Source organism: Candidatus Brachybacter algidus (genome assembly GCF_016707225.1).
GTDB lineage: Bacteria > Bacteroidota > Bacteroidia > Chitinophagales > Saprospiraceae > Parvibacillus > Parvibacillus algidus.
This window is the reverse complement of the sequence record NZ_JADJID010000003.1, coordinates 682,062-707,588: the sequence shown is the minus strand read 5'-3', so window position 1 is coordinate 707,588 and position 25,527 is coordinate 682,062. Positions and strand designations below refer to the sequence as shown.

The window sequence follows — 25,527 nt, the reverse complement described above, 5'->3', positions numbered from 1 at the left end:
TAATTACAACATGGCGGATTTAAAATCTTTCGCAGAACAATTGGTTAACTTAACCGTTAAGGAAGTTACAGAATTGGCAACTATACTTAAAGATGAGTATGGTATTGAACCAGCAGCAGCTGCAGCAGTAGCAGTAGCAGGACCAGCAGCAGGTGGCGGTGACGCTGAAGCAGCTGTTCAAACTGAGTTTGATGTTATTTTGAAATCAGCAGGTGCTAACAAACTAGCAGTTGTTAAAGAAGTGAAAAACTTATTGAACTTAGGCTTGAAAGAGGCTAAAGACATAGTTGACGCTGCTCCAGCTCCTTTGAAACAAGGTGTTTCAAAAGACGAAGCTGATTCAATCAAAGCAGCTCTTGATGGAGCAGGTGCTGAGGTTGAAATTAAATAATAACATTTAATTCTTACAAACCGAAGACCATAGTTGGTTGTTTGGTAAAAACATAGTGTTGCTAATAAAAGTAATATTGTATATCGATTAGGCTTAGTTGAGTTATTTATAACTCTACTAAGCCTATGGTTATATATGAACTTTCATCGTAACTATGTGTTTTAGAGGCTTATTTTATGTCTCTCTCTTTATTTGAAAACTTCATTCATATTGCAGTAATCTTAGATTACTTTATTACTAAAAACAGATCGATCTAATGGGTTCAAAAGTAGCTTCTAAAAACAGTGAATTAACTAGACATAATTTTGGTAAAATCAAATTGGCAGATCATCAACCGGATCTTTTGGAGATCCAGTTAAAATCTTTCAAAGAATTTTTCCAACTTGAAACAACACCTGAAAATAGAATTAATGAAGGTCTATATAGAGTATTCCAGGAAAATTTTCCAATAAGTGATGCGAGAAGCATTTTCGTATTGGAATTTTTGGATTATTATATAGACCCGCCAAGATATGATATAGAAGAATGTATGCAGCGCGGTCTGACATATTCTCTTCCTTTGAAAGCAAAACTTCGTTTATCTTGTAATGATGAGGAACACGTCGACTTTCAAACGATTGTTCAGGATGTTTTCTTAGGAAATATTCCATATATGACCCCGAAAGGCACTTTTGTGATAAATGGTGCACAAAGGGTTGTCGTTTCACAACTGCATAGATCACCTGGAGTTTTCTTTAGTCAGACATTCCACCCAAATGGAACTAAGATCTATTCAGCCAGGGTAATTCCATTTAAAGGAGCCTGGATGGAATTTGCTACAGACATTAATACTGTCATGTATGCTTATATAGATAGAAAGAAAAAATTCCCTGTAACAACGCTTCTTAGAGCTATTGGATTTGGTTCTGATAAAGATATTTTAGAAATCTTTGGCCTTTCAGAAGAGATATCAGCTAAGAAAAAAGATCTTCAAAAGGCAGTTGGCAGAAAGCTTGCTGCACGTGTCCTCCGCAAATGGACTGAAGATTTTGTCGATGAGGATACTGGAGAGGTGGTGACAATAGAAAGAAATGAAATCATCCTTGAAAGAGACGTGATTTTGGAAGAGTCTCATTTTGATCTTATTCAAGATGCAGGTATAGAGACAGTCATCCTTCAAAAAGAAGATGTTTCTGAAGATTATACGATCATTTACAATACCCTTCAAAAAGACCCTGCAAGTAGTGAAATTGAAGCTGTAGAATACATCTATCGTCAGCTAAGAGGTGCAGAGCCACCTGATGAAGAGACTGCAAGAAGTATCATTGATAAATTATTCTTTTCAGACAAAAGATATAACCTGGGTGAAGTTGGTAGATATAAGATCAACCGAAAACTAGGACTTTCTACTGATCTGACTACATTGGTATTGACAAAAGAAGACATTATTCTTATTGTTAAATATCTAGTATCATTGATAAATCAGAAAGCTGAACTCGATGATATCGATCACTTGAGCAATAGAAGAGTTAGAACAGTTGGTGAACAATTATTTGCTCAATTTGGAGTTGGACTTGCTCGTATGGCCAGAACAATTCGTGAGCGGATGAACGTTCGTGATAATGAGGTATTTACTCCCGTAGACCTTATTAATGCAAGAACACTTTCTTCAGTTATCAACTCATTTTTTGGTACATCTCAATTATCTCAGTTTCTGGATCAAACCAATCCACTTTCAGAGATCACACATAAGAGAAGAATTTCAGCACTAGGGCCAGGTGGTCTTTCCAGAGAGAGAGCAGGTTTTGAGGTGCGTGACGTTCACTATTCTCACTATGGTCGTCTTTGTACTATTGAGACTCCCGAAGGACCAAATATTGGATTGATTTCTACACTTTGCGTGCATGCGAAGATTAATAAAATGGGATTCCTTGAGACTCCTTATAGAAAAGTAAATAATGGGGTTGTAGATCTTACGACAACAGTTGATTACCTTTCTGCTGAAGCGGAAGATTATCAAAAAATTGCTCAGGCCAATTCCCCTATTAATGAAGATGGTTCGTTCGTTAGTGATCGTATCAAAGCAAGAGATCAGGGTGATTTTCCAGTACTTGAACCTTCAGAAGTTGAATATATTGATGTAGCTCCAAACCAGATTGTTGGTATTTCAGCTTCATTGATTCCATTCCTTGAAAATGATGATGCAAACAGAGCCTTGATGGGTTCGAACATGCAACGTCAGGCAGTTCCTTTGATTCGTCCGGCTTCACCTATCGTAGGTACAGGTCTGGAAGGCAAAGTGGCCAGAGATTCAAGAATGCTAATTAATGCTGAAGGTGATGGTGTGGTAGATTATGTAGATGCTGCAAAGATCATTATTAGATATGACAGAAGTGAAGAAGATCAATTGGTATCTTTTGAAGACAATGTTAAAACATATACATTAACTAAATTCTTACGTACCAACCAAGGTACTTGTATCAACCTTAAGCCAATCGTAAAGAAAGGTATGAGAGTGAATGCAGGAACAGTACTTTGCGAAGGTTATGCTACAGAAAATGGTGAGTTGGCATTGGGTCAAAACCTAAAAGTGGCTTTCATGCCTTGGAAAGGTTACAACTTTGAGGATGCTATCGTGCTTTCTGAAAGAGTAGTAAGAGAAGATGTATTTTCATCTATCCATATTGAGCACTTCGAGATGGATGTAAGAGATACAAAACTAGGTGAAGAGGAATTGACTCCGGATATACCAAACGTTAGTGAAGAAGCTACTAAAGACTTGGACGATAACGGGATCATTAGAGTTGGTGCTTGGGTTAACGAAGGCGATATCCTTATAGGTAAGATCACTCCAAAAGGAGAAAGTGATCCTACTCCAGAAGAAAAACTACTTCGTGCCATTTTCGGTGACAAAGCTGGTGATGTGAAAGATGCATCATTAAAGTGTCCTCCATCTGTAGAAGGTGTAGTAATAAACAAACAATTATTCGCAAGAGCGAAAAAAGATAAGGTACAGAAAGTTCATGAAAAAGACCTGTTAGACAAGTTAGATGATGAACATGAAGTCTTACTGAATGAATTGAAGACGAACTTGATCGATAAGCTACTTGTTTTGGTTAAAAACAGGGTAACAAAAGGAATCAAATCAATCTACAATGAAGAGATGTTGCCTAAAGGATCTAAGTTTAATAAAACTGTTCTGAAAGCAATCGAATTCAATACCGTAGATTATGCAAACTGGACTGACGATGATGCAACAAATGCTTTGATCGTAAGAATGTTACATAATTATAGCATCAAAGTAAATGAAGAACTTGGTCGCTATAAAAGAGAGAAATTCAATATCAGTATTGGTGATGAGTTACCAGCTGGTGTATTGAAGTTAGCTAAGGTTTATATCGCTAAGAAGCGTAAGCTGAAAGTTGGAGATAAATTGGCGGGTCGTCACGGTAACAAGGGTATCGTATCTAGAATAGTAAGGGTAGAAGATATGCCTTTCCTTGAAGATGGAACTCCTGTGGATATCGTTTTAAATCCACTGGGTGTACCTTCAAGGATGAACCTAGGTCAGATATTTGAAACAGTATTAGGCTGGGCAGGTGAAAAGTTGAACATAAAGTATGCAACTCCAATCTTTGATGGTGCTAAATTCTCAGAAATAGCTGACGAATTGGTTAAAGCTGAGCTACCTGAATTAGGACAAACATATCTATATGATGGTGAGACCGGTGATAAATTCCACCAAAAAGCAACTGTAGGAGTTATCTATATGTTGAAACTTTCTCACATGGTAGATGATAAGATGCACGCAAGAAGTATCGGACCATACTCATTAATAACACAACAACCTCTGGGTGGTAAAGCTCAGTTTGGTGGTCAGCGTTTTGGAGAGATGGAGGTATGGGCACTTGAAGCTTACGGAGCATCAAATATTCTTCAGGAATTATTGACTATTAAGTCGGATGATATCCAGGGTAGAGCGAAAGCTTATGAGGCGATAGTGAAAGGTGATAACCTTCCAGAGCCAAATATCCCTGAGTCATTCAATGTATTGGTCCATGAATTAAGAGGATTAGCACTTGACGTAGGATTTGATTAATAATTAAATCCATGTTTCGAGATTCAACTTAAGTTGAATAAATTAATCATTATTTGAACCCATTAACTTTATTATAATATGTCATTGAAGAAAAAGAATTCAACACCAAAGCAAAGTTTTTCATCGATTACTATTCGTTTAGCTAGTCCTGATGAGATTTTGGAGAGGTCATATGGGGAGGTTTTAAAGCCTGAAACAATCAATTATCGTTCATACAAGCCTGAGCGTGACGGTTTATTCTGTGAAAGAATATTTGGTCCAGTTAAGGATTATGAATGCTACTGTGGTAAATATAAAAGGATTCGTTACAAAGGCATCGTATGCGATCGATGTGGTGTAGAAGTTACAGAGAAGAAAGTACGTAGAGAGCGTATGGGGCACATCAAACTGGTGGTTCCAATCGTTCATATTTGGTTTTTCAGATCTCTTCCAAACAAAATTGGATATCTTTTAGGTGTTTCTTCTAAGAAACTTGAATCAATCATCTACTACGAAAGGTACGTTGTTGTTCAGGCTGGTGTAAAAGAAACCAGTGGAGTCAATAGATTGGATCTTTTAGCAGAAGAGGAATATTTCGAAATTCTTGATTCGCTTCCTAAGGAAAATCAATTGCTTGATGACAGCCATCCAGATAAATTCATCGCAAAGATGGGTGCTGAAGCAGTTCGTGAATTACTTGTAAGAATCGATCTTGATTCATTATCATTTGAATTACGCCACTTAGCATCAACAGAAACTTCTCAACAAAGAAAGTCTGAAGCGCTAAAGAGATTGAGAGTAGTAGAATCTTTCAGAGAAGGGATGTTAACTACTGAGAACAAGCCTGAATGGGCTGTTATTCAGTATTTGCCAGTGGTACCACCTGAATTGAGACCATTGGTTCCTTTGGATGGTGGCCGTTTTGCTTCTTCGGATTTGAACGACTTGTATCGAAGGGTGATCATAAGAAACAACCGTCTTAAGAGACTTTTAGAGATCAAAGCGCCAGAGGTTATCTTGCGTAATGAGAAAAGGATGCTTCAGGAATCTATTGACAGTTTGTTCGATAATTCAAGAAAATCTAATGCTGTAAAAGCAGAAGGTGGTAGAGCGTTAAAATCACTATCTGATATCCTTAAAGGTAAGCAAGGTCGTTTCCGTCAAAACTTATTAGGTAAAAGGGTTGATTATTCAGGACGTTCTGTAATTGTTGTAGGACCTACCTTGAAGTTGCACGAATGTGGTATTCCTAAAGGAATGGCTTCTGAGCTTTTCAAACCATTTGTTATCAGAAAACTGATTGAAAGAGGTATTGTTAAGACCGTAAAATCTGCAAAAAAATTAGTAGAAAGGAAAGACCCGGTTATTTGGGAGATTCTAGAAAATATATTAAAAGGCCATCCTGTAATGTTAAACAGGGCACCTACACTTCACAGACTTTCTATTCAGGCTTTCCAGCCTAAATTGATAGAAGGAAAAGCCATCCAGTTGCACCCATTAGTTTGTAGTGCATTCAACGCCGATTTTGACGGTGACCAGATGGCGGTACACGTACCATTGAGCCAAGCTTCAATAATTGAAGCACAGTTGTTGATGCTATCCTCACACAACATGTTGAACCCTCAGGATGGTTCTCCGGTGACCCTTCCTTCTCAGGATATGGTACTTGGATTATACTACCTTACTAAAGCAAAGGTGTCGAAAGATGATCTAATTGTTAGAGGCCAAGGAATGAAATTCTACTCTACTGAAGAAGTAGTGATTGCATTGAATGAAGGAAAGATTGATCTTCATGCGGAGATCAAAGTAAGAGAAAGGGTAGAAGTAGATGGCAAATTAGTCATTAAATTGATTGATACAACTGTTGGTAGAGTATTGTTTAATAAAGCTGTACCTCCTAGTGTTCCCTACATTAATGAATTGCTTACAAAGAAAAACCTTAAAAAGGTAATCAACGATATCATTAAAAGAACGGATTTTGCTGTAACTGCTGAATTCCTTGATGGAATCAAAGAGTTAGGATATTTTTGGTCTTTCAAAGGTGGTCTTTCTTTTAACTTGGGTGATTTGATTATACCGAACATGAAAGTTACGGCTATTAAGAGCGCTCAGAGTCAGGTAGATGAAATCATGGAACATTACAACATGGGTCTAATTACCAATAATGAGCGTTATAATCAGACGATAGATAAATGGACTTTTGCGGATAACTTGATCACGAATACGTTGATGAAAGAGTTGGCTTTGGATAAACAAGGTTTTAATTCTGTTTATATGATGTTGGACTCAGGTGCTCGTGGTTCTAAGCAGCAGATCAAGCAGTTGTGCGGACTAAGGGGACTTATGGCTAAGCCTAGAAAATCAGGTGACACCGGAGGTGCGATTATTGAAAACCCGATCTTGTCTTCATTCATAGAAGGGTTATCAGTTTTGGAATACTTTATCTCTACACACGGTGCTAGAAAAGGTCTTGCGGATACAGCTTTGAAAACAGCGGATGCTGGTTACTTAACTCGTAGATTGGTGGATGTAGCTCAGGACGTTGTTATCATGGAGGTGGATTGTGATACTTTAAGAGGTATTGAGACACTTGCATTAAAAGACAATGAAAAGATCATCGAAACATTGGCTAACCGTATTATAGGACGTTATTCACTTCACGATATTTTCCACCCTGACACAGATGAAATTATCTTAGCTGCAGGTGAATATATCGATGAATATGTAGCTGAAGCTATTGAAGCAGCAGGTATTGAAAGCGTTACGATCCGTTCAGTACTGACATGTGAAACTAAACGTGGTGTTTGTAATAAATGCTATGGTAAGAACCTTGCTACAGGTAGAATAGCAGAAATGGGTGATGCGGTAGGTATCATCGCTGCTCAGTCTATCGGGGAGCCGGGAACACAGTTGACGCTTCGTACATTCCACACAGGGGGTACCGCCTCAATGTCTAAATCAGATTCTGAAATCAGATCTAAGTACGAAGGTAAATTGGAGTTTGATGGCATCAGAGTTGCTATTCAGGAAAATGAAGACGGAACTCAAAGTGAAGTTGTTATTTCCAGAACCGGTGAGATCAAAAACGTTGATGGTAAGACAGGTAAGCTTTTAAATACAGAGCATGTTCCTTATGGTGCTAAATTGAAATTGAGAGATGGAGATAAAGTTGCTAAAGGCGATTTGATATGCGACTGGGATCCATTTAATGCAGTTATAATCTCAGAGTTTGCCGGTAAAGCACAATTCGATGCAATCGAAGAAGGTGTGACATTCCGTGTAGAACGTGATGATCAGACTGGATTTGCTGAAAAAGTTATTATTGAAAGTAAAAATAAACGTAAGATTCCAATCATCCGTATCGTAGATAAGGCAGGAGAAGAATTACGTAACTATACACTTCCTGTAGGTTCGTACATGCAGGTAGATGACGCCTCCAAAATCAAAGCAGGCCAGGTTATCGCTAAGATACCTAGAAAGTTAGGTAAGATTACGGATATCACGGGTGGTCTTCCAAGAGTAACAGAGTTATTCGAGGCGAGAAACCCTTCTAACCCGGCTGTAGTAGCAGAGATAGACGGTATCGTAAAATTTGGTATGATCAAACGTGGTAACAGAGAGGTTTCTATCACATCTAAAGATGGTCAGGAAAGGAAGTATCTTGTTGGATTGTCCAAACACGTTCTTGTACAGGACGGCGACTTTGTAAGAGCTGGTACACCACTTTCTGATGGTGCTATCGCGCCAAAAGATATTCTTGATATCAAAGGTCCGTTTGCAGTTCAGGCGCACCTTGTCAATGGTGTTCAGGAAGTATATCGTTCTCAAGGTATAGCTATCAATGATAAGCACATCGAGGTAATCATCAGACAGATGATGAGAAGAGTGGCTATCATAGAGCCGGGAGATACAACTTTCCTAGAAGGAGAAGCAGCAGAAAAATACGAGTTCCTTGAGCAGAATGACTTTGTATTCGATAAGAAGGTAGTAATTGAGGCTGGAGACAGTACTAAATTTAAACCAGGACAATTGGTTACTATACGTCAGATCAGAGAGGAAAATTCAATTCTTAAGAGAGATGACCTTAAGCCGGTGGAATTCCGTGACGCTGCTGCAGCCACTTCTTCACCATTATTACTTGGTATCACCAAGTCTTCATTGGGTACAGAAAGTTGGATATCTGCTGCATCATTCCAGGAGACAACTAAAGTATTGAGTACTGCCGCGATAGCTGCTAAGAAAGATATGTTGAAAGGTCTTAAAGAGAATGTGATCATAGGTAAGAAGATCCCTGCAGGAACAGGTATGCGTAAGTTCAATCAACTATTGGTGGGTGTTACTGCTGATGGTGCGATCCTGGAGCATAGCCCTGAAGAGATCATGAATTAATAAGATTTATCTTAAAATATTGAGACCGTAAGACGTAAGTTTTACGGTCTTTTTAGTTAATAGTATGATAGTATATTAGTATGACAGTATATCGTTATGACAGTATTAAAGAATTAAGTTGAACTGTCCTATCTATATCTTCGTCCATAACTAATTCTCGATTACCTATCAATATCAAGTCAATCCGACTGAACTTTGATATCACGTATCACCATCTTATCATTTATTATTTACCATTTATCATTTTTTCGTATTCGTTTGTAAATATTTATACACAACTATTGTATAAGTAAAAAATATATTATAGCTTTGTTGTAATGAAAACTTGAAAAGCGTGTTTGACAATGAAAATTGTTAGCGAGATATCTTCTCAGGATTCAAATTTTAATCACCAATTAAAATATTTTTTCATGGAAACAACAACCACCATAAAGGTATGTCTAAGCTGTTCGAAAAAAATCAACGGAAGAGCGGACAAAAAATATTGCGATGATTTCTGTCGTAATTCTTACAACAATCATTTGAAAGGTCAGATTAACAATGTCATCCGCAATGTTAATAACGCACTTTTAAAAAATCGGAGAATCTTAGAATCACTCTTACCACCGAATGAAGAGATGAAGATGGTAGGGCAGGACAGGCTGATTAGACGAGGGTTTAAATTAAAACATCATACCCATCTCTTTAAAAACCACAAAGGACAAACATACTTTTTCTGCTACGACTATGGTTATCTAATCACCGATAAAGAAGGAGTACTCATCGTAAAAAGTAAGTAATAAAAAAGGAGCAATTGCAGCAATTGCTCCTTTTTTTAATTTTAGCGAATCAGTGTAACATCCCCTTTGAGTATTCTTATCCCTTCACCAGGAATATTTACCTCAACTACCCAGGCAAATACTGCAGGATTCATCTCTTGATTTTTAAAAATTCCGTCCCATCCTTCAGATTCTATATTAGGTATAAAGTTTGATCTTTCAAATACTAATTCTCCCCATCTGGAGAATATCTTTAGATTGTCAATAATCTTAATATTATCGTCTGTAAATACTGTGACAAGATCATTCACCCCATCACCATTTGGAGTGAAAATGTTAGGTACGAAAATATTAATTTTCTTTCTGATCACAACCCTTACTGTGATTTCATCTTTACAACCCTGTTCATTAGTGACTTCAACGGTGTATGTTATTTCCTTCTTTGGTTTACATCTTGGAGTAAGGCAGGTTGTACAAGAAAGATAAGTCCCCGGTGTCCAGATAATGCTAGTATATGGGCCACTGATCTCAGGGATTAGTGTCACTTCCTCACCTTCATCTACCACATAAACTCCCTGAATATCAATATCTATATTGGAAGACTCCGTGATAGAGAAGTCATCTGTTATTTCGCAACCTTTGCTATCAGTGATGATAAGTGTATGGTCGCCGATTGATAGATTATCAATTTTAACAGGTAATTTGCTGGTTGTTACCATGAGATTATTATCTACATAAATGAAGATCGGCATGGTCATATTCTGAGTGGATAAGACATCTATAAAGTTTGTCAAAGCACTTGTACAAGCTTTAGATGTTAGTTTCCAATTGGCAGTAACTACTGGTGGCGGATCAATCACAAAATTTGTACTAGATTGACAACCTGAGATTGGTTCTTTATAAATCAACGTATAATTTCCTGGAAGTAATCCTTTAAATATGGGAAGTTCAGTAAAAGTACCCCCATCATCCACTGAGAAAATTAGGAGATTAGATGCCGGTGGCAATACTGTAACACTTCCTGTCGCTTCCAAGCAATCCGTATGATCTACTAATAAATCGACATCGATTAATGTGGTTATTCTTACTGATATTTCATCTTTTTTGGAGATACAAGGTCCGGCGCCATCAGGATCTTCTGTTGTAATCGTAAGTATTATTACTTGGTTTAATCTATCTAATGTTGAAGGTATATATTCCGTTGAAGCGTTATTTTTATTGACGAAGGTACCTGAACCTGACGTACTCCAGGTGAAATTGGAAGTTCCGGTTACTTGGGCATTTATTAATATTTTTCCATTTTCACAAATGCTTAGATCAGGGCCTGCATTTACACTAATTAAAATATTGCAGCCACAATCTGTTACGGATAATATTACTGAATCTATAGAGCTACAATTTCCACTTTGAACATTATAATAAATTGTATGTGATCCTAGGCCGGCAATGCCAGGATTGAATGTACTTCCACTTACACCATTGCCTGACCATGCTCCATTAGATGGATTTGCACTTAAGTTGATTGGATCATCATCTAAGCACAATGATATGGGTGAAGTTAGAATATCTATATTTGGAGAGGGAGTGATCGTTAATTTGAGCTCATCCGTAAATGAATGACAAGGGCCACTGCCATCAGGATCAACGGCTGTAAGCATCAGGGTGACTGAACCATTGATAATATCGGATGCACTAGGATTATAAACAGTATTTAACGATGCCGGATCATCGAATGTACCTGTCCCTGATGTTGTCCAAATAGAATTAGTTGTCCCACTGATAGTTCCGTTTACATTATACTTTTGTCCGGCACAAATAATACCGTTAGGGCCTGCATTTGCGGAAGCAGGATTGGCACAACCGCAGTCGTTAACAGCAATGTCAATGGAAGCAGAATTAGTACAACCATTATTGTTGATAAATACATATCCAATAGTAAATATTCCAGCTTGAGTTGGATTGAATGAATTATTTGTAACTCCTTGACCACTGAAGGTTCCACCACTTGGGCTTCCGTTCAAAGTGATTGGAGCATCATCAATACACAGTGGTCCTGCAGAAGCAATGGACACTAATGGAAGTGGATTTACAATAATAACAAATGTTTTACTTCCGGGACAATTTCCACCTATTGTATAAGTTATTGTGTGGCTGCCCTGACCGGCTATCGCCGGATTAAAGATATTTCCTGAAACTCCTGCTCCTGAGAAAACTCCATTTGCTGGAGTAGCTGAAAGTGTCACCAGATTGCCATCGATGCAGACATTTTGAACTGGGGTTATTACTATCTGAATTTGACTAATAGTGATTACTACCAAATCAAGTGCGGCATGGCATGGCCCACTACCATCTGGATCTGAAGTGATTAATGATAAGGTAACTGAACCGTTTGCTATATCTAAGACACCTGGAGTATAATCTGAACTTAAGCTTTGAGAATTACTGAATACTCCATCTCCGGATGTAGACCATATCGCATTAGTTGATACTGTAATTATACCATTAAGTGAAGCTATTTGCCCTGCACATATATTTATATCATTTCCTGCATAGGCTGTAGCCGGATTTAGACATCCGCAATCCTCGATAAGTATGTCAGATGTTATCGAATTGGTACATCCATTTCCATCTGAATATGAATATTTAACTGTAAATGTGCCAGCATTTGAAGGTGTAAATATATTATTCACTATGCCACCACCACTAAATGTTCCGCCGGAAGGTAGACCAACTAATAAAACGGGATCATCATCTATACATAATGGTCCGACAGCGTTAATATTAACTATTGGTAGGGGATTTACAGTTATTAGTGTGGTTGTGGATGCCGGACAGTTGCCATTCAATGTGTAATTAATCACATGGTTACCTACGCCGGCCATCAGTGGATCGAAATTGTTGCCAATGATGCCTGCTCCTGAAAATATTCCCCCTGATGGAATTGCTGATAGTGTTATTATTCCGCCATCAATACATAATGGACCTGCTTGATTTATATTGACCGGGATTGTAGTTATTGTTAAGGTCATCTGATCAGTAGCCTCATGACAAGGCCCATTGCCATCCGGATCCGAAGTGGTCAAAGTAAGGATAACCGCACCGGATAATATATCAGAAGGTCCTGGTGTATAAATAGCATTTAGAGCATTTACGTTGTCAAAAGTACCATCTCCTGACGTTGACCATTGAGAAGCTAAAGCTATTCCAATGGAACCATTCAATTGGTAGTCAGATCCTTTGCAAATACTTGCATCAGATCCTGCATTCGCAAGGGCGGGATCAAGACAGCCACAATCATTGACTGTAATATTGATCATTGATTCAGCGTCACAACCATTAGTATCCGTGTATTTGTAGGTGATTGCAAATACTCCTGCGCTTGAAGGTGTAAATATACCAGCATTAACATTTATTCCTGTAAAAACACCTCCTGTCGGACTTGCTGTAAGGGTTATGGGACTATCATCAATGCACAACAAACCTACATTGTCTATATTAATGATAGGTAAAGGATTTACAGTAATAGAAATCGTAGCAAACCCGCTGCAATTTCCCGATACTGTATATGTTACGACATGAACACCTGTTCCGGCTATCGAAGGATCAAATGTGTTGCCTGAAACACCTACTCCCGAGAAGACACCTCCAGATGGAGTGGCGACTAATGTTACCAATCCTGCATCAATACATATAGGAGCTTGAATATTGATGTTAATTGATAATTGTTCAAAAGTTAGTGTGATATCATCTGATACTGGACTGCATGGACCCACACCATCAGGGTCTGATGTAGTCAACGCTAAGATCACAGATCCATTCGCAAGATCATTGGATCCAGGTGTATATATGCTATTGAGAATTAAAGGATTATTAAAAGTACCATCACCACTTGTTGACCATGATGCTGATGCGGCTACTGTAATTGAGCCAAATAGCTGATAAGTATTTCCTTCGCAAACTATAGCATTTGGTCCTGCATTAGCAGAAGCTGGATTGGTGCAATTACAGTCAGTGACGCCAATAGTGGTTGAACTGGCAGCTGTGCAGCCATTACTATTTGTATATGTGTAATTAATCGTAAAATTTCCGACAGAAGAAGGAGTAAATACATTGCCAACAATGCCGCCTCCACTAAAGGTGCCACCTGCCGGATTACCTGTCAGTGCAACAGGAGCATCATCAAGGCAAAGATCAGCAATATTATTTATACTCACTAAAGGGAGCGGGTTTACGATTATGTTAATAGTTTTATTTGATGGACATGGAGTACTGATTGTATAAGTAATAACATGACTACCAGGACCGGCAGTCATTGGATTGAAAGTATTTCCGGAAACACCGCTTCCAGAGAAAGTTCCACCTGATGGTAATGCATTTAAAGTAACTATTGCATTATTCGAGCAGATTGGATTTACCGGATCGATCTGGATACTTATAATATTAAAAGTAATAACCATATCATCAGAAGCAGCTATACAAGGACCTATTCCGTCTGGATCTAGAGCTGTCAAGGTTAATGTGACGCTTCCAGCTAATAAGTCAGCAGCACTTGGAGTATATGTCGTAATTGCATTTGAAGCATTTGCAAAGACCCCGGTTCCCGATGTAGTCCATAGAGATGAATTTGAAAATGAAATTGAACCAGTTAGATTATATGGAGTGTTTGGACAAATATTAGCATCGGAGCCAGCGTTAGCTATTGGTGGATTGATGCAATTGCAATTGACCACTACGATAGGAATTGTTGCTATATAACTGCATAAATTACCATCAGTATAAAGATAGTCTATATTAAATGTGCCGGGAGTAGAAGGTGTAAATACATTGCCGGTGATACCCGGGCCAAGAAATATACCTCCAGCAGGATTACCTACAAGAAATACAGCAGGATCGTCGGAACATAATTGAGCTACCGGATTTATCGAGACATTAACTCCGGGGTGTACTGTAATATTTATGGAACCCGAGCCAGTGCATCCACCGGTCAATGTATATGTTACTGTATGCACCCCTGCCCCTGCAGAAGCAGGATCAAAAAAGTTGCCTAGGACGCCTTGACCTGCCCATATTCCTCCAGGAGGAGAAGCATTTAGCATAAAGGATTGATCATTGGCACACAATGGTTGAACAGGAAAAATATTAACTGGAGTATTTGTAATTGTCAAGACCATTTGATCTGAAGTCGCACTACATGGCCCAGAACCATCCGGATCGAAAGCAAGTAAGGTCAAAGTAACTGATCCCAATGCGTAATCGGCCTGACTTGGAGTATAGGTTGTTATAGGGTTAGATACATTACCAAATATTCCAGTCCCTGTTGACGACCAAGTCGAATTGGATGAAATAAATATCTGTCCGTTCAGGTTGAAGGTTCCTCCTTCGCAAATACTGCCATCTGGGCCGGCATCAGCACTCGCTGGATTCATGCAAGAGCAATCATTCACCACTACATCAGTCGATGCAACATTCGTACAACCATTACCGTCAGTATAAGTATAAAATATGCTAAAGGTCCCACCAGCTAAAGGATCAAAAGTGTTACCAATTACGTTCGTTCCTGACCAAGTACCGCCAGCGGGCGTAGCAGTAAGAGTTACTGCGGCGCTGTCTATACACAATTGTGGAACTGGGCTAATATTAATCTGTGGAAGAGGGTTAATAATAATTGATAGGGTATTAATTGAAGCGCATTCATTTTCATTTGGCGTAAAAGTATATATAGAGGGTCCGTTTACAGTTGTATTAATAAATGGTGGATCCCAATTACCCACAATCGGAGGGTTGTTGGTACTTAATGCTGGCAAGGACGGAGGAATCTCGCCATTACAGAAAGGCCCTATACCATCAAAAGATGGAATTGTGGGCGCCGTTATATTAATAGACATTGTGGCCGGACCGGCACATTGACCAGGATCAGGAGTAAATGTATACACTGAATTACCTGCGTTAGCAGTATTGACTACAGCTGGGTTCCAGATTCCTGTAACTGTTGGATTATCATTAGAGAAATTAGGAAGTGTCACTCCAGCGGAATTTTTACAGAATGGACCCAGCTGAGTAAAGGTAGGCGTAGGAGGAGTAAAAATTGTTATTGGAATATTAGTCGGAGAGGTGCATTGTCCCGGATCAGGTGTAAATGTATAATTTATGACACCAACTGCCGAAGTGCTAATTACTGATGGACTCCATGTTCCTGTTATTGGCGGCACATCATTTGAAATTAGAGGAAGGTTTGGCGGAATAGAGTTCAGACAGAAAGGTCCGATTGTGGATATAAAAGCTTGTACTGGTTTATTAATAGTTATTACCATGGTAATAGGCGGTGAACAGATTCCAGGCGTTGGTGTAAACGTGTAAACAACCGCGCCTGTGCCATTAGGGTCTATGACTGATGGAGACCAGGTGCCTGGTATCGGAGGAGTGTTTTCTGAATTTGTAGGGAGCGGGTCTAGAGGATCACCGTAACAATAGGGTCCTAATTGAGTGAAAACAGGCAATATCTCAGGTAAGATTTCTATTTGAACTGAGATAGGAGTAGCACATTCTATTGCTGAAGGTGTAAATGTATATGTTGTTATTCCCGGAGTGGATGTGTTCACTACTGAAGGGCTCCAACTTCCTGTGATTGGAGGTGCATTAGTGGATGAACTAGGAAGCGTGATTCCTGCCGAGTTTTGACAATATGGACCAAAGGGGCTGAAAGTAGGAACAATTGGTGGTTTAATAGTAATATCCATTGTAGTCGGCAAGGCACATTCTCCTACATTTGGTGTAAAGGTATAGGTAGTTGTTCCTAGAGTGGAAGTATTGACAGGGTTTGGATTCCAACTACCAGTTATTGGAGGGCTATTGGTAGAGTTGTTGGGCAATACGACAGGAGTAGCATTAAGGCATATGGGTGGGATTGGCACAAATGTTGGAAGTACCGGTGGATTGATTACTACACTCATTGTAGCAGGATCGGCACATTGACCTGCATCTGGAGTAAATGTAAATACAAAGGTTCCAGGCGTTGAGGTGTTAATAATTGCAGGTATCCAGGTCCCAGTTATTGCAGGGCTGTTGGTTGAGGATAATGGAAGAATACCCGGAATAGCATCTTTGCAATACGGACCTAATTGGGTAAACGTAGGTAAAATAGGTGCATCTATCGTGATCATCATTGTAACGATCTTGGCGCACACTCCGGCATTTGGTGTAAAGGTATAAGTAGTCGTACCCGGAGTTGATGTATTAATAACTGCTGGATTCCAGGTTCCCGGTATTGGTGGAATATTGTTTGAGTTATTGGGTAAAATATCAGGAGTAGCATTCTTGCAATATGGCCCTAATTGAGTAAAAGTAGGTGTGATCTCAGGATCAATTACTATCGACATCGTAGTTGGAAGTGCGCATTCACTGGCATTGGGTGTGAATGTAAAAATAAACGTCCCTGCCGTAGATGTATTGATGACAGAAGGAACCCAAGTTCCCATGATAGGAGGAGCGTCATTAGAAGATGTTGGTAGTGCAGGTGCAGAGCTGTTTTGACATAGTGGTCCTATAGGTGTAAAAACAGGGACTATCGGTGCTTTTATAGTAATGTCTAACGTAGTTGGCAGTGCACACAATCCCGGAGTTGGGGTGAACGTATAGGTCGATGTTCCTACTGTAGAAGTATTGACAGGCATTGGACTCCATGTACCGGTAATACCTGGACTATTATTAGAAGTATTAGGTAAAACAATTGGTGTAGAATTCTGGCAAAGTGGAGCAATTGGTGCAAAAGTAGGTATAACTGGTGGGTCGATTACAATAGTCATTAATGCAGGATCTGCACATTGACCCGCTGTAGGAGTGAATGTATATACAAAACTTCCCGGTGCGGAAGTATTAATAACTGCCGGATTCCAAGTTCCTGTTATAGGAGGTACATTGGTAGAACTATTCGAAAAAGTACCAGGTACAGCATCTTTACAATAAGGGCCTAACTGTGTGAACGTTGGTTGGATTGGTGGATCTATAACGATGGTCATAGTTACTACTTTGGCACAGATTCCCGCTGTGGGAGTAAATGTATAGACAAAACTTCCAGGGTTACTGGTGTTTATCACTGAAGGGCTCCATGTACCTGTAATTGGTGGAGCATTAGTAGAACTGCCAGGAAGTGTAGGTGGAGTAGCACCTTTGCAATATGGGCCCAGCTGAGTAAAGGTCGGTGTTATCTCAGGATCTATTGTTATAGACATTGTGGCTGGCAATGCGCATTGGCCGGCTGTAGGAGTAAATGTATAAGTTACTGTTCCCGGAGTGGAAGTGTTTATAACTGCAGGACTCCATGTACCAGTAATTGGTGGTGCATTGGTGGAGCTTCCGGGAAGAGTTGGAGCAGTCGAGTTTTGACACAATGGCCCAATAGGAGCAAAGGTTGGTAATACCGGTTCATTTATTACGATGGTCATCGTAGTTTGTGTAGCACATATTCCTGCGCCGGGAGTAAAGGTATAAACGGTCGAACCTGAAGCTCCAGTGCTTATCACGGCTGGGGACCATGTACCGGTGATTGGCGGACTATTGGTAGATGAGCCTGGCAAGGTTCCCGGTACAGCACCTTTACAGTAAGGACCAAGTTGATTAAACGTTGGTATTATCTTAGGATTTATAGTGATATCAATAGTGACTGGCAATGCACAAACTGAAGGGTCTGGGGTAAAAGTATAAGAACTTGTTCCGGCTGCCGAAGTGTTTATAGTTGGAGGAGACCATGTTCCTGCCAGAGGCGGAGTATTGGAAGATGTGCCAGGAAGCGAAGGAGGTGTATCGCCAATACAGAAAGGCCCTATTGGTGCCATAGTCGCTTGAATAGATGGATTTACAACCAAATGCAGATTGACGATCTTGTCACAACCCGGAGGATTGGGCAGTGTATCTAGTGGGGCATTTGTCGATGTGGTATATGTAATTCCATTGAACACGTAGCTCTGACCTTGGCATATGGCTACATTAAGTGTTTCATAAGTGTAAGGCAGGAAAGTAACAGTGATTTCATTGCTTATTACTTTATTTCCAGAACAGTCAGCAAAACTATTTATTATACAAAAGATCTTATCTCCATTATGCAAATTATTCAAAGTGAGCGTACTGTTATCTGTGCCTACAGATGAATTATTCAGATACCAAGAATATACTATTGGAGGTACACCATTAGTTACATTAGCCGTAAATGTGGCAGAATTCGTCGGGCAGGCAGGGAATACAGGATCACTTGTGATATCCAGAGTTACGACTTCAGAGCTAAAGCTGTTGCTTTTGATAAATACACCAGAGTCTAATGCAGAATCAGAAACATCGGAAATGGCTAATTTAATAGTATAAATCTGGCAGGATTGAACTGTTTGAGTGGCTAATAATGTAGTGGTGAGGCCGTTAAATTCTATAGTTGTACTACCCGAATTGTTGATGTAATATGCGGTAAAAGGGCTTCCGGGGCCAGGACTGGTGCAATTAAGAGTATTTCCGCCTGGACCTGGTACACCATTATTAATTGTATTTATTGTAACAGGTATATTTGTTCCAGGTACTAACGCCAGATTCTTTTTGCCTACTATGCCTGGACCACTTAGGAAGAATCCAAAAACATCATTAAAGCTAGTACAATTATATTGAGGATATTCTTCTGATCCGAAGACAAATTCAAAATTGATTTCTGTGCCTATGGCTCTGAATTGAAATTCAAGATATGCGGCATCATTTATACTTCCTGTGCTCAAGAGGTCGAGGTCAGGATCGCTGCCACCCGATGTATTTGCGCTCATGACAGGCCCTCCTGCAGGCGCACCAATTGGAGTTACAAAACCACTTGATAAAACGACGCCATTAGTCATTGGTAAGGAAGTCGCAAATGCTGTAAAAATACCTTTGGAATTACCATCACCAACGTATGTGGCAGAAATGACATCAACACCTGGACCAACCAATTCCTGGGCCATTTGCATGGCTGTAGCTCCGGTATTAACCGAGAATTGACTATATGCTGTGTTTAAAAATAAAAGAAAGATAGACCCAAAAATGAATTTGTAAAAAGGGGCATAACGATACATAGGTAAATAAATTTAAAAGAGCAAAAAAAGGCGGTCAAAATTCTACTTTGTATCTTTTGTAAATTGTTTGTTAAAACACCTGCGAATTTAGGAATTATTGTGCAATTTTGTCACAATTCGTTAATAATATCTTTGAGATTAGTTATCTATTGAAATAATTTCGAATTTACAATATTTATTTGAAGTTTTGTTGTATTGGTTAGATTATTTCTATTTATTTATTTGTATTATTTTGATTGTTTTAAAATTAAAATTGCCAATTTTGTATATTTATGACATTTAACATCGATATTATTGCTTTTTTAAATTTTTTATTTAATTATTCATTCAGATATTTGTTAACATATGGTCTTTTTAAGATGAATGGTCATTTTTTATTTGACCAAACAAATTTTTTATATGAAGGATAAATTTAATATATATACCTTAGCAAAATTATGGAGATGAAGAATGAATCATGCATTTTAATCAACGATCTGAGTGTTCAGGTTGAAACGGCAGAACTCAACAAGTTGATAAATACACAAATAGATCAACTTTTCAAATCAAGAGGACCTATTGTTATCAGCGTGCTTAATGATCAGGAAATACTTATTACTCCTATTTCTAACGCGGATATTTCGATAAGTAATGATCGCATACATGGTTATCTTCCTGTTAAAATTGAAACAAATCTAAGAGTACCTGTAAAAGCCGTCAAAGTAGAAGCTGAACTCATGGTTGAATTTGAATCTACCTTGATTATTGAGGGTGAAAGCAATATTAAAGTAACATCTAGTATAATAAATATTGAGTGGACAACAGGTCCGGATATCACTCCCAAATTAGTTGACTTTATTGTTCCTGATGAAATGGTCAAAGATATTGTTCAAGACTCATTGCCAACCATTAATGAAAAGATTAACGAGACACTTGCGGAAGTGGTGAATCTCAGCTCTTTACTAACAAAAACTGTTTGGCACAAAATATTAGAAATACCTTTAAAAAATGAAGAATCAATGTTTCTTTCTGTCAAGCCTGAATACATTGAGATTTACAAGGTCAATATCCTGGAAAACTTAATAAAGTTAGCGATTAACACCAGAGTCATAGTTAAGCCGATTGAATCCTCAGAACGACCTGATACAAAATATCAACCAAAGGTGACATTTCTTGAGTCTTATGCTGATAATAAACCTCTTTATATTGAAGTCCGATTGGACCTTCAGTCTCTTGATCTGCCTGCATTGAAAGTTGTTAAATCCTTGGGAAGTATTGAAAAAGCGATTGGATGCACTATTGAAAAAATCTTAGTCAGACCGGTAGGGGAGGATGGAGTTGCAATAGCGATGCGACTTAAAGGTACTTTGAATGGAGGTCTTTCTATCGCTGGTAATCCTGTGGTGGACCAGCAAAACTTAATGCTTGATATTGAGAGCCTGACTTTCAATTTTTCAGGTAAAAATGTACTCTCTTCTTTAAAAGGCAATATTGCTCTTTCTGTTGCCAAATCATTTATGCGCAAACAATTTCCAATAGCACTTAAGCCTTATATCGATAACCTAATATCGACAGTTAATGAAATGATGTCAAATCTTCAATTGGCCAATGGATTGTTTTTAAAAGGAGATATCCATGAGTGGCAGTTGTTAAAAATGGATATTCATAATGGACAGGCTATTATGATAGTTAACTCCAATCTAACCATGGAGCTAGTTCCAGAAAAATAATTAATCAACTAAAGTTTCGGAGCAAAATAATTTCTATAAAAGTTTTGATATCATTTAACTTGAAGTTGGAAGGTTCCCCGCCGTCATTGCACTTAGTCTGGCAAGCTTCTAATTTCTAATTTCTGACTTCTAAATTTAAGGTGAGTGCTGAATATCTTCTGGGAAAAACAAGTGTCCCCGAAACGAATAAATTATAGATCGCCTAATTGTGGTCTAATTATTATTTCTTCTACACATGCTGCAGGGCTAAGTTGTGCAGCATTGAATATACATTTTGCAATATCCAGGGCATCCATCAATCTTTCATCAGGAAGATCAGCCCCTGCCCATGAGTTGGACCAAGTTGCTCCAGGTAATACTGCAGTTACCTTTACTCCAAAAGTCTTTAACTCCTCTCTTAAGTTCTGAGTCAATCCATAGAGGGCAAATTTTGAAATTGAATAAGAACCTCCATTACTATAAGCTTTGAGGCTAGCTACTGAACAAATATTGAATATATGACCTGTCCCCGCGGATTTCATTGAAGGGATCAGCCTCCTACACAGTGTGTAAACTGATGAAAAATTGACCATCATCATTGTCTGATGATCTTCTAAAGATTCTTCAAGGATATTACCGGGAAGAAAAATTCCAGCATTATTAACAAGAATGTCAATTGTAAATTCTAGGTTGGATACAAAATCACAGAAGTAATTCACTTCCTCAATATGCGAAAAATCAGCAGCAAGAATGTGAACTTTTAATTCGGGATACTTTTTCTGTAATTCAATTTTCTGGTCTTCAAGATCAATTAAAGTCCTTGATGTAAGAATGATCTCGGTCGCAAAAGGGGCAAACACATCAGTGATTGCTTTGCCAATGCCTTTAGTACTGCCTGTAATTAAAACTTTCATATGTGGATCAGCCTTTTAGCTTCATTATTTTCTGAGTCGTTGGTCTCAAACCTGGTTCGACCAATGAGAGGATATAAACTCCTCTGGGATAAACTGCAAGATCAAAGTTGATAACATCGGTAAATTCATCGAAATGTATCTGCTCATTGGCACAGCCGACTATATCCTTCAACACGAAATATGCTCCCGGTACCAGATTATTCTCTATGTGAATGGCCAATTGACTTTCGTCAGATTGTATGACTGTAAATTTTTTAATTTTGGGAAAGAATGTCCCTACACCGCCCGTCATTGCAGTATTGTGGACATAATGTAAAAGCGAGTAATCACCATCTTCTCCTATTGCATCCTGACCTATTTCCCACAACATTACACCTCCACATTGTTGTTTAGCCAATTGTGTTTTTTCAATGATTGTCGGAATACTGTTGTAATAAGTCTTTTTTGTATTGTCTGCAAAAGCAAGCTCAGGATCCGCGCTTATAATTGAAGCAAAGGTCTTTCCCCGAACTGGTTTTTTAGCAAAATCATAGCCATAAAAAGGAATTCCAAGATTAATTCTCGAGCGCGGTATATTGCAAGTATTCACCCAAAATTCTATTGATTTCTCTGCGAGATCGAATGAGGAATGTTGTCTGATGACATTAGGTTGCCAAGGTCCCGCATTGTCATAAGCCATGACATTTATATAATCAAAATTATCGAAGTCCGCATTAGTAAGGACATTGTATCGTTTCATTGCAGGGAAGGCCGCACTGATTTCAAAATTATTAATTCTTATCGAATCACTTAATTCGGCTACGAATCCGGGATAATCTGAGGTAATATTGTTCCATTCAAGATCCACATCAACACCATCAAGATTGTTTATCTTCAGAAAGGTTACGATTTGATTAATAAATGCACTGCGATTACTCAGCAACATATATTTTTTCCAGTAGGCAAATTGTGCTCCATTTAATCCACCACCTGCCAGAGAAAGTATAACTTTTAAATCGGGATTTTTCTCTTTGGATCTTCTGATCACGTATGGATAGTCCCCTTTTAGTGTAATTTTACCATCATAAGTAGCTTGCCCAAAAGCCAGGTTCAAATGGGTCAATTTCTCTACTTCTAATTCCTCAATTGTAGAAAATCGATAGGTCGGTAGATACCCAATAATCCGAAAATTATCGGCTTTTAATATATTTGACAGGATAAGAAATGAAGTAAAAACTAAATAAAATCGATAATTCATTTGGGAAATGCTTTATGACAAAGCACAAATATAGACAAATTTTATATATGAAATTATTATATTTGTCTTTCCTGACCATTATAGATATTATAACCGGTATCTTTAAAAAAACCGATCAAAGTGACATTAAATTGAAAGGCTGTTTCAATGGCAAGACTGGTCGCCGCTCCGATCGAAATAATCGTAGTACAATTCATCCTAACGGCTTTTTGAATTAGCTCATAACAAGACCTTCCACTCAGACAAAGTATGTATTCATCTGATGCTAGAAGCCCATTTTTGAACAGGTAACCGGCGCACTTATCTACGGCGTTGTGTCTACCGACATCTTCTCTTAACACAATTAATTTTCCTTTATAGTTAAAAACTGCCGCACTATGACTGCCGCCTGTGAGGACAAATGATTTTTGATTTAATCTGATCTCTTCATACATACTTTTTATAATCTCCGGAGAGAATAATTTATTTACCTTTTTTGGCTCTGAATGCATTTTAAGTGCATCTATACTCGACTTACCACATACACCACAACTAGATGTTATATAGAAGTTGCGCTCAGTATCTTTTGTGTCAGTTGAAATATGGTCATTAAAATAAAGATTAACCTCACCATCGCCTACTGTAGTTTTGACGATATCTCGTGCTTCATTTATTATGCCTTCGTTAAACATAAAACCGAGTGCAAGTTCGTCATCATGCCCTGGTGTTCTCATGGTGATACTTGATGGTTTTTTTCCTAGATCTTTACTAATGGTATTGATCTGAAGCGGTTCTTCGATCATGACATCATCCATAACAGCTGTTCTTTGATTCTTTTTAAATTTAATGATATCAACTGATTGTATTAAAATTTTTTGCTCCATCAAAAACTGTTTGTGAATTAGAATTTTAAATATAATACATTTGCCAAAATATTGCGATTGAAGAGAATAAATCCAATAAACAAATTCTGATCTATGGATAATAAAAAGGCTTGGATTGCCTTAGGGATTATATGTATTATTTGGGGTACAACTTACTTATTTCTCAAAATTGGGGTGCATGAAATGGCCCCTTTTCTGTTTTCAGGAATTCGTCAAGTAACTGCAGGGATTTTGCTTTTTATAGGACTCAGGATATTTCTACGACTGGAAAAACCATCTTTAGAGAATGTGTTGAAGCAATCAGCCGCTGGCATACTAATGATTACTGTAGGGAACGGTCTTGTCGCATATGGTGAAGTAAGTATTCCAAGTAGTCTTGCAGCAGTCATCTGTGCTTCTATGCCAGTTTGGGTTAGTTTGATTAATTTGGTCACCCCAGGAGCGATCAAGCTTACTTGGGTTGGATATTTATCCATACTGCTCGGGGTGTGCGGAATATTTTGGTTGTTTTCTGACTCGCTCACTAGTCTAACAGATATGAAATATCTATGGGGGACTATCCTTACTTTATTAGCTACTTTTGGTTGGATCGGAGGAAGTTATATTATTAAAAGAGGTTCTGGAAATTCCAATCCTTTTCTAAACACAGCAATCCAGATGTTCTCGGGAGGATTAGGTTTATTACTGGTCAGCTTAATAATAGGGGAGGAGCATACTTTTAATTTATCTTCATCAGGATGGGTTGCCATGATTTATCTCATTTTGTTTGGTTCAATTGTAGCCATGATGTCATATGCTTACGCATTGAAGCATTTACCTTTGCCTATTGTGTCTGCATATGCTTATATCAATCCTGTGGTAGCTATTATTTTAGGATGGATAGTCCTGAATGAAAAGATGTCCCTCAGTATACTAGGAGCATGTTTGCTAATTATCTTGAGCGTAGTCCTCCTTAACTTGCCTGTTTCTAAAAGGAAGACAGTATTATATTAATGTAAATTTGATTTCATTTTGGATGGCGAAATCGAAAATATAGTGCGGAACGCCGTCTGATGGCTTAAAGTCATCTGATGTTTTCGATAATATCTTCTTTAATAAAACGAAAACATCAAACGACTCTTTATTTGAAAGAGCATCTAAATTTGAAATGT

At 38.4% G+C, this 25,527-nt stretch carries 10 protein-coding genes; 6 read left to right on the top strand and 4 right to left on the bottom strand.

Annotated elements, in window-relative coordinates; all coding sequences use genetic code 11:
* Window positions 1–10: 10 nt before the first annotated feature.
* The 4 genes from rplL (at window position 11) to IPI15_RS12765 (ending at window position 9,616) form a co-directional block, all read left to right on the top strand.
* Window positions 11–391, top strand: coding sequence for a 50S ribosomal protein L7/L12 (gene rplL, locus IPI15_RS12780; RefSeq protein WP_287403532.1), 381 nt, complete (start codon window positions 11–13; stop codon window positions 389–391).
* A 256-nt stretch (window positions 392–647) separates the two neighbouring features.
* Window positions 648–4,469: a DNA-directed RNA polymerase subunit beta gene (gene rpoB / locus IPI15_RS12775; protein ID WP_287403534.1), complete on the top strand. Its 3,822-nt coding sequence runs from the start codon at window positions 648–650 to the stop codon at window positions 4,467–4,469.
* Between the two features lie 78 nt (window positions 4,470–4,547).
* The gene (gene rpoC / locus IPI15_RS12770; protein WP_287403535.1) at window positions 4,548–8,837 is read left to right on the top strand and encodes a DNA-directed RNA polymerase subunit beta'; all 4,290 of its coding nucleotides are present in this window, start codon (window positions 4,548–4,550) and stop codon (window positions 8,835–8,837) included.
* A 410-nt stretch (window positions 8,838–9,247) separates the two neighbouring features.
* Window positions 9,248–9,616: a hypothetical protein gene (locus IPI15_RS12765; RefSeq protein WP_287403537.1), complete on the top strand. Its 369-nt coding sequence runs from the start codon at window positions 9,248–9,250 to the stop codon at window positions 9,614–9,616.
* A 41-nt stretch (window positions 9,617–9,657) separates the two neighbouring features.
* On the opposite strand, the gene IPI15_RS12760 is transcribed toward IPI15_RS12765, so the two are convergent.
* A complete protein-coding gene (locus IPI15_RS12760) occupies window positions 9,658–19,674 on the bottom strand; it encodes a choice-of-anchor L domain-containing protein (protein ID WP_287420560.1) in 10,017 nt (3,338 codons plus the stop codon).
* 443 nt (window positions 19,675–20,117) lie between these two features.
* On the opposite strand from IPI15_RS12760, the gene IPI15_RS12755 reads away from it, so the two are divergent.
* Window positions 20,118–21,383, top strand: a complete 1,266-nt coding sequence (locus IPI15_RS12755; protein ID WP_287403541.1) for a DUF4403 family protein — start codon at window positions 20,118–20,120, stop codon at window positions 21,381–21,383.
* Between the two features lie 191 nt (window positions 21,384–21,574).
* Here the strand turns inward: IPI15_RS12755 and IPI15_RS12750 are convergent, their stop codons facing one another.
* From IPI15_RS12750 to fdhD, 3 genes are read right to left on the bottom strand one after another with little or no spacing between them, the layout of a single operon-like run.
* Window positions 21,575–22,276, bottom strand: a complete 702-nt coding sequence (locus IPI15_RS12750) for an SDR family NAD(P)-dependent oxidoreductase (protein WP_287403543.1) — start codon at window positions 22,274–22,276, stop codon at window positions 21,575–21,577.
* Window positions 22,277–22,283: 7 nt separating this feature from the next.
* On the bottom strand, window positions 22,284–23,513 hold the full coding sequence (locus tag IPI15_RS12745) for a glycosyl hydrolase family 18 protein (protein WP_287403544.1): 1,230 nt from the start codon (window positions 23,511–23,513) through the stop codon (window positions 22,284–22,286).
* Window positions 23,514–23,569: 56 nt separating this feature from the next.
* On the bottom strand, window positions 23,570–24,376 hold the full coding sequence (gene fdhD, locus IPI15_RS12740) for a formate dehydrogenase accessory sulfurtransferase FdhD (protein ID WP_287403546.1): 807 nt from the start codon (window positions 24,374–24,376) through the stop codon (window positions 23,570–23,572).
* Window positions 24,377–24,469: 93 nt separating this feature from the next.
* Between fdhD and IPI15_RS12735 the strand changes: the two genes are divergently transcribed.
* Entirely contained in the window at window positions 24,470–25,369 is a 900-nt protein-coding gene (locus tag IPI15_RS12735; protein ID WP_287403548.1) for an EamA family transporter, read from the top strand.
* Window positions 25,370–25,527: the final 158 nt, after the last annotated feature.

Coding starts and splice junctions, on each gene's coding strand:
- rplL (WP_287403532.1), top strand. CDS start 11: ATGGCGGATTTAAAATCTTTCGCAGAACAATTGGTTAACTTAACCGTT.
- rpoB (WP_287403534.1), top strand. CDS start 648: ATGGGTTCAAAAGTAGCTTCTAAAAACAGTGAATTAACTAGACATAAT.
- rpoC (WP_287403535.1), top strand. CDS start 4,548: ATGTCATTGAAGAAAAAGAATTCAACACCAAAGCAAAGTTTTTCATCG.
- IPI15_RS12765 (WP_287403537.1), top strand. CDS start 9,248: ATGGAAACAACAACCACCATAAAGGTATGTCTAAGCTGTTCGAAAAAA.
- IPI15_RS12760 (WP_287420560.1), bottom strand. CDS start 19,674: ATGTATCGTTATGCCCCTTTTTACAAATTCATTTTTGGGTCTATCTTT.
- IPI15_RS12755 (WP_287403541.1), top strand. CDS start 20,118: ATGAAGAATGAATCATGCATTTTAATCAACGATCTGAGTGTTCAGGTT.
- IPI15_RS12750 (WP_287403543.1), bottom strand. CDS start 22,276: ATGAAAGTTTTAATTACAGGCAGTACTAAAGGCATTGGCAAAGCAATC.
- IPI15_RS12745 (WP_287403544.1), bottom strand. CDS start 23,513: ATGAATTATCGATTTTATTTAGTTTTTACTTCATTTCTTATCCTGTCA.
- fdhD (WP_287403546.1), bottom strand. CDS start 24,376: ATGGAGCAAAAAATTTTAATACAATCAGTTGATATCATTAAATTTAAA.
- IPI15_RS12735 (WP_287403548.1), top strand. CDS start 24,470: ATGGATAATAAAAAGGCTTGGATTGCCTTAGGGATTATATGTATTATT.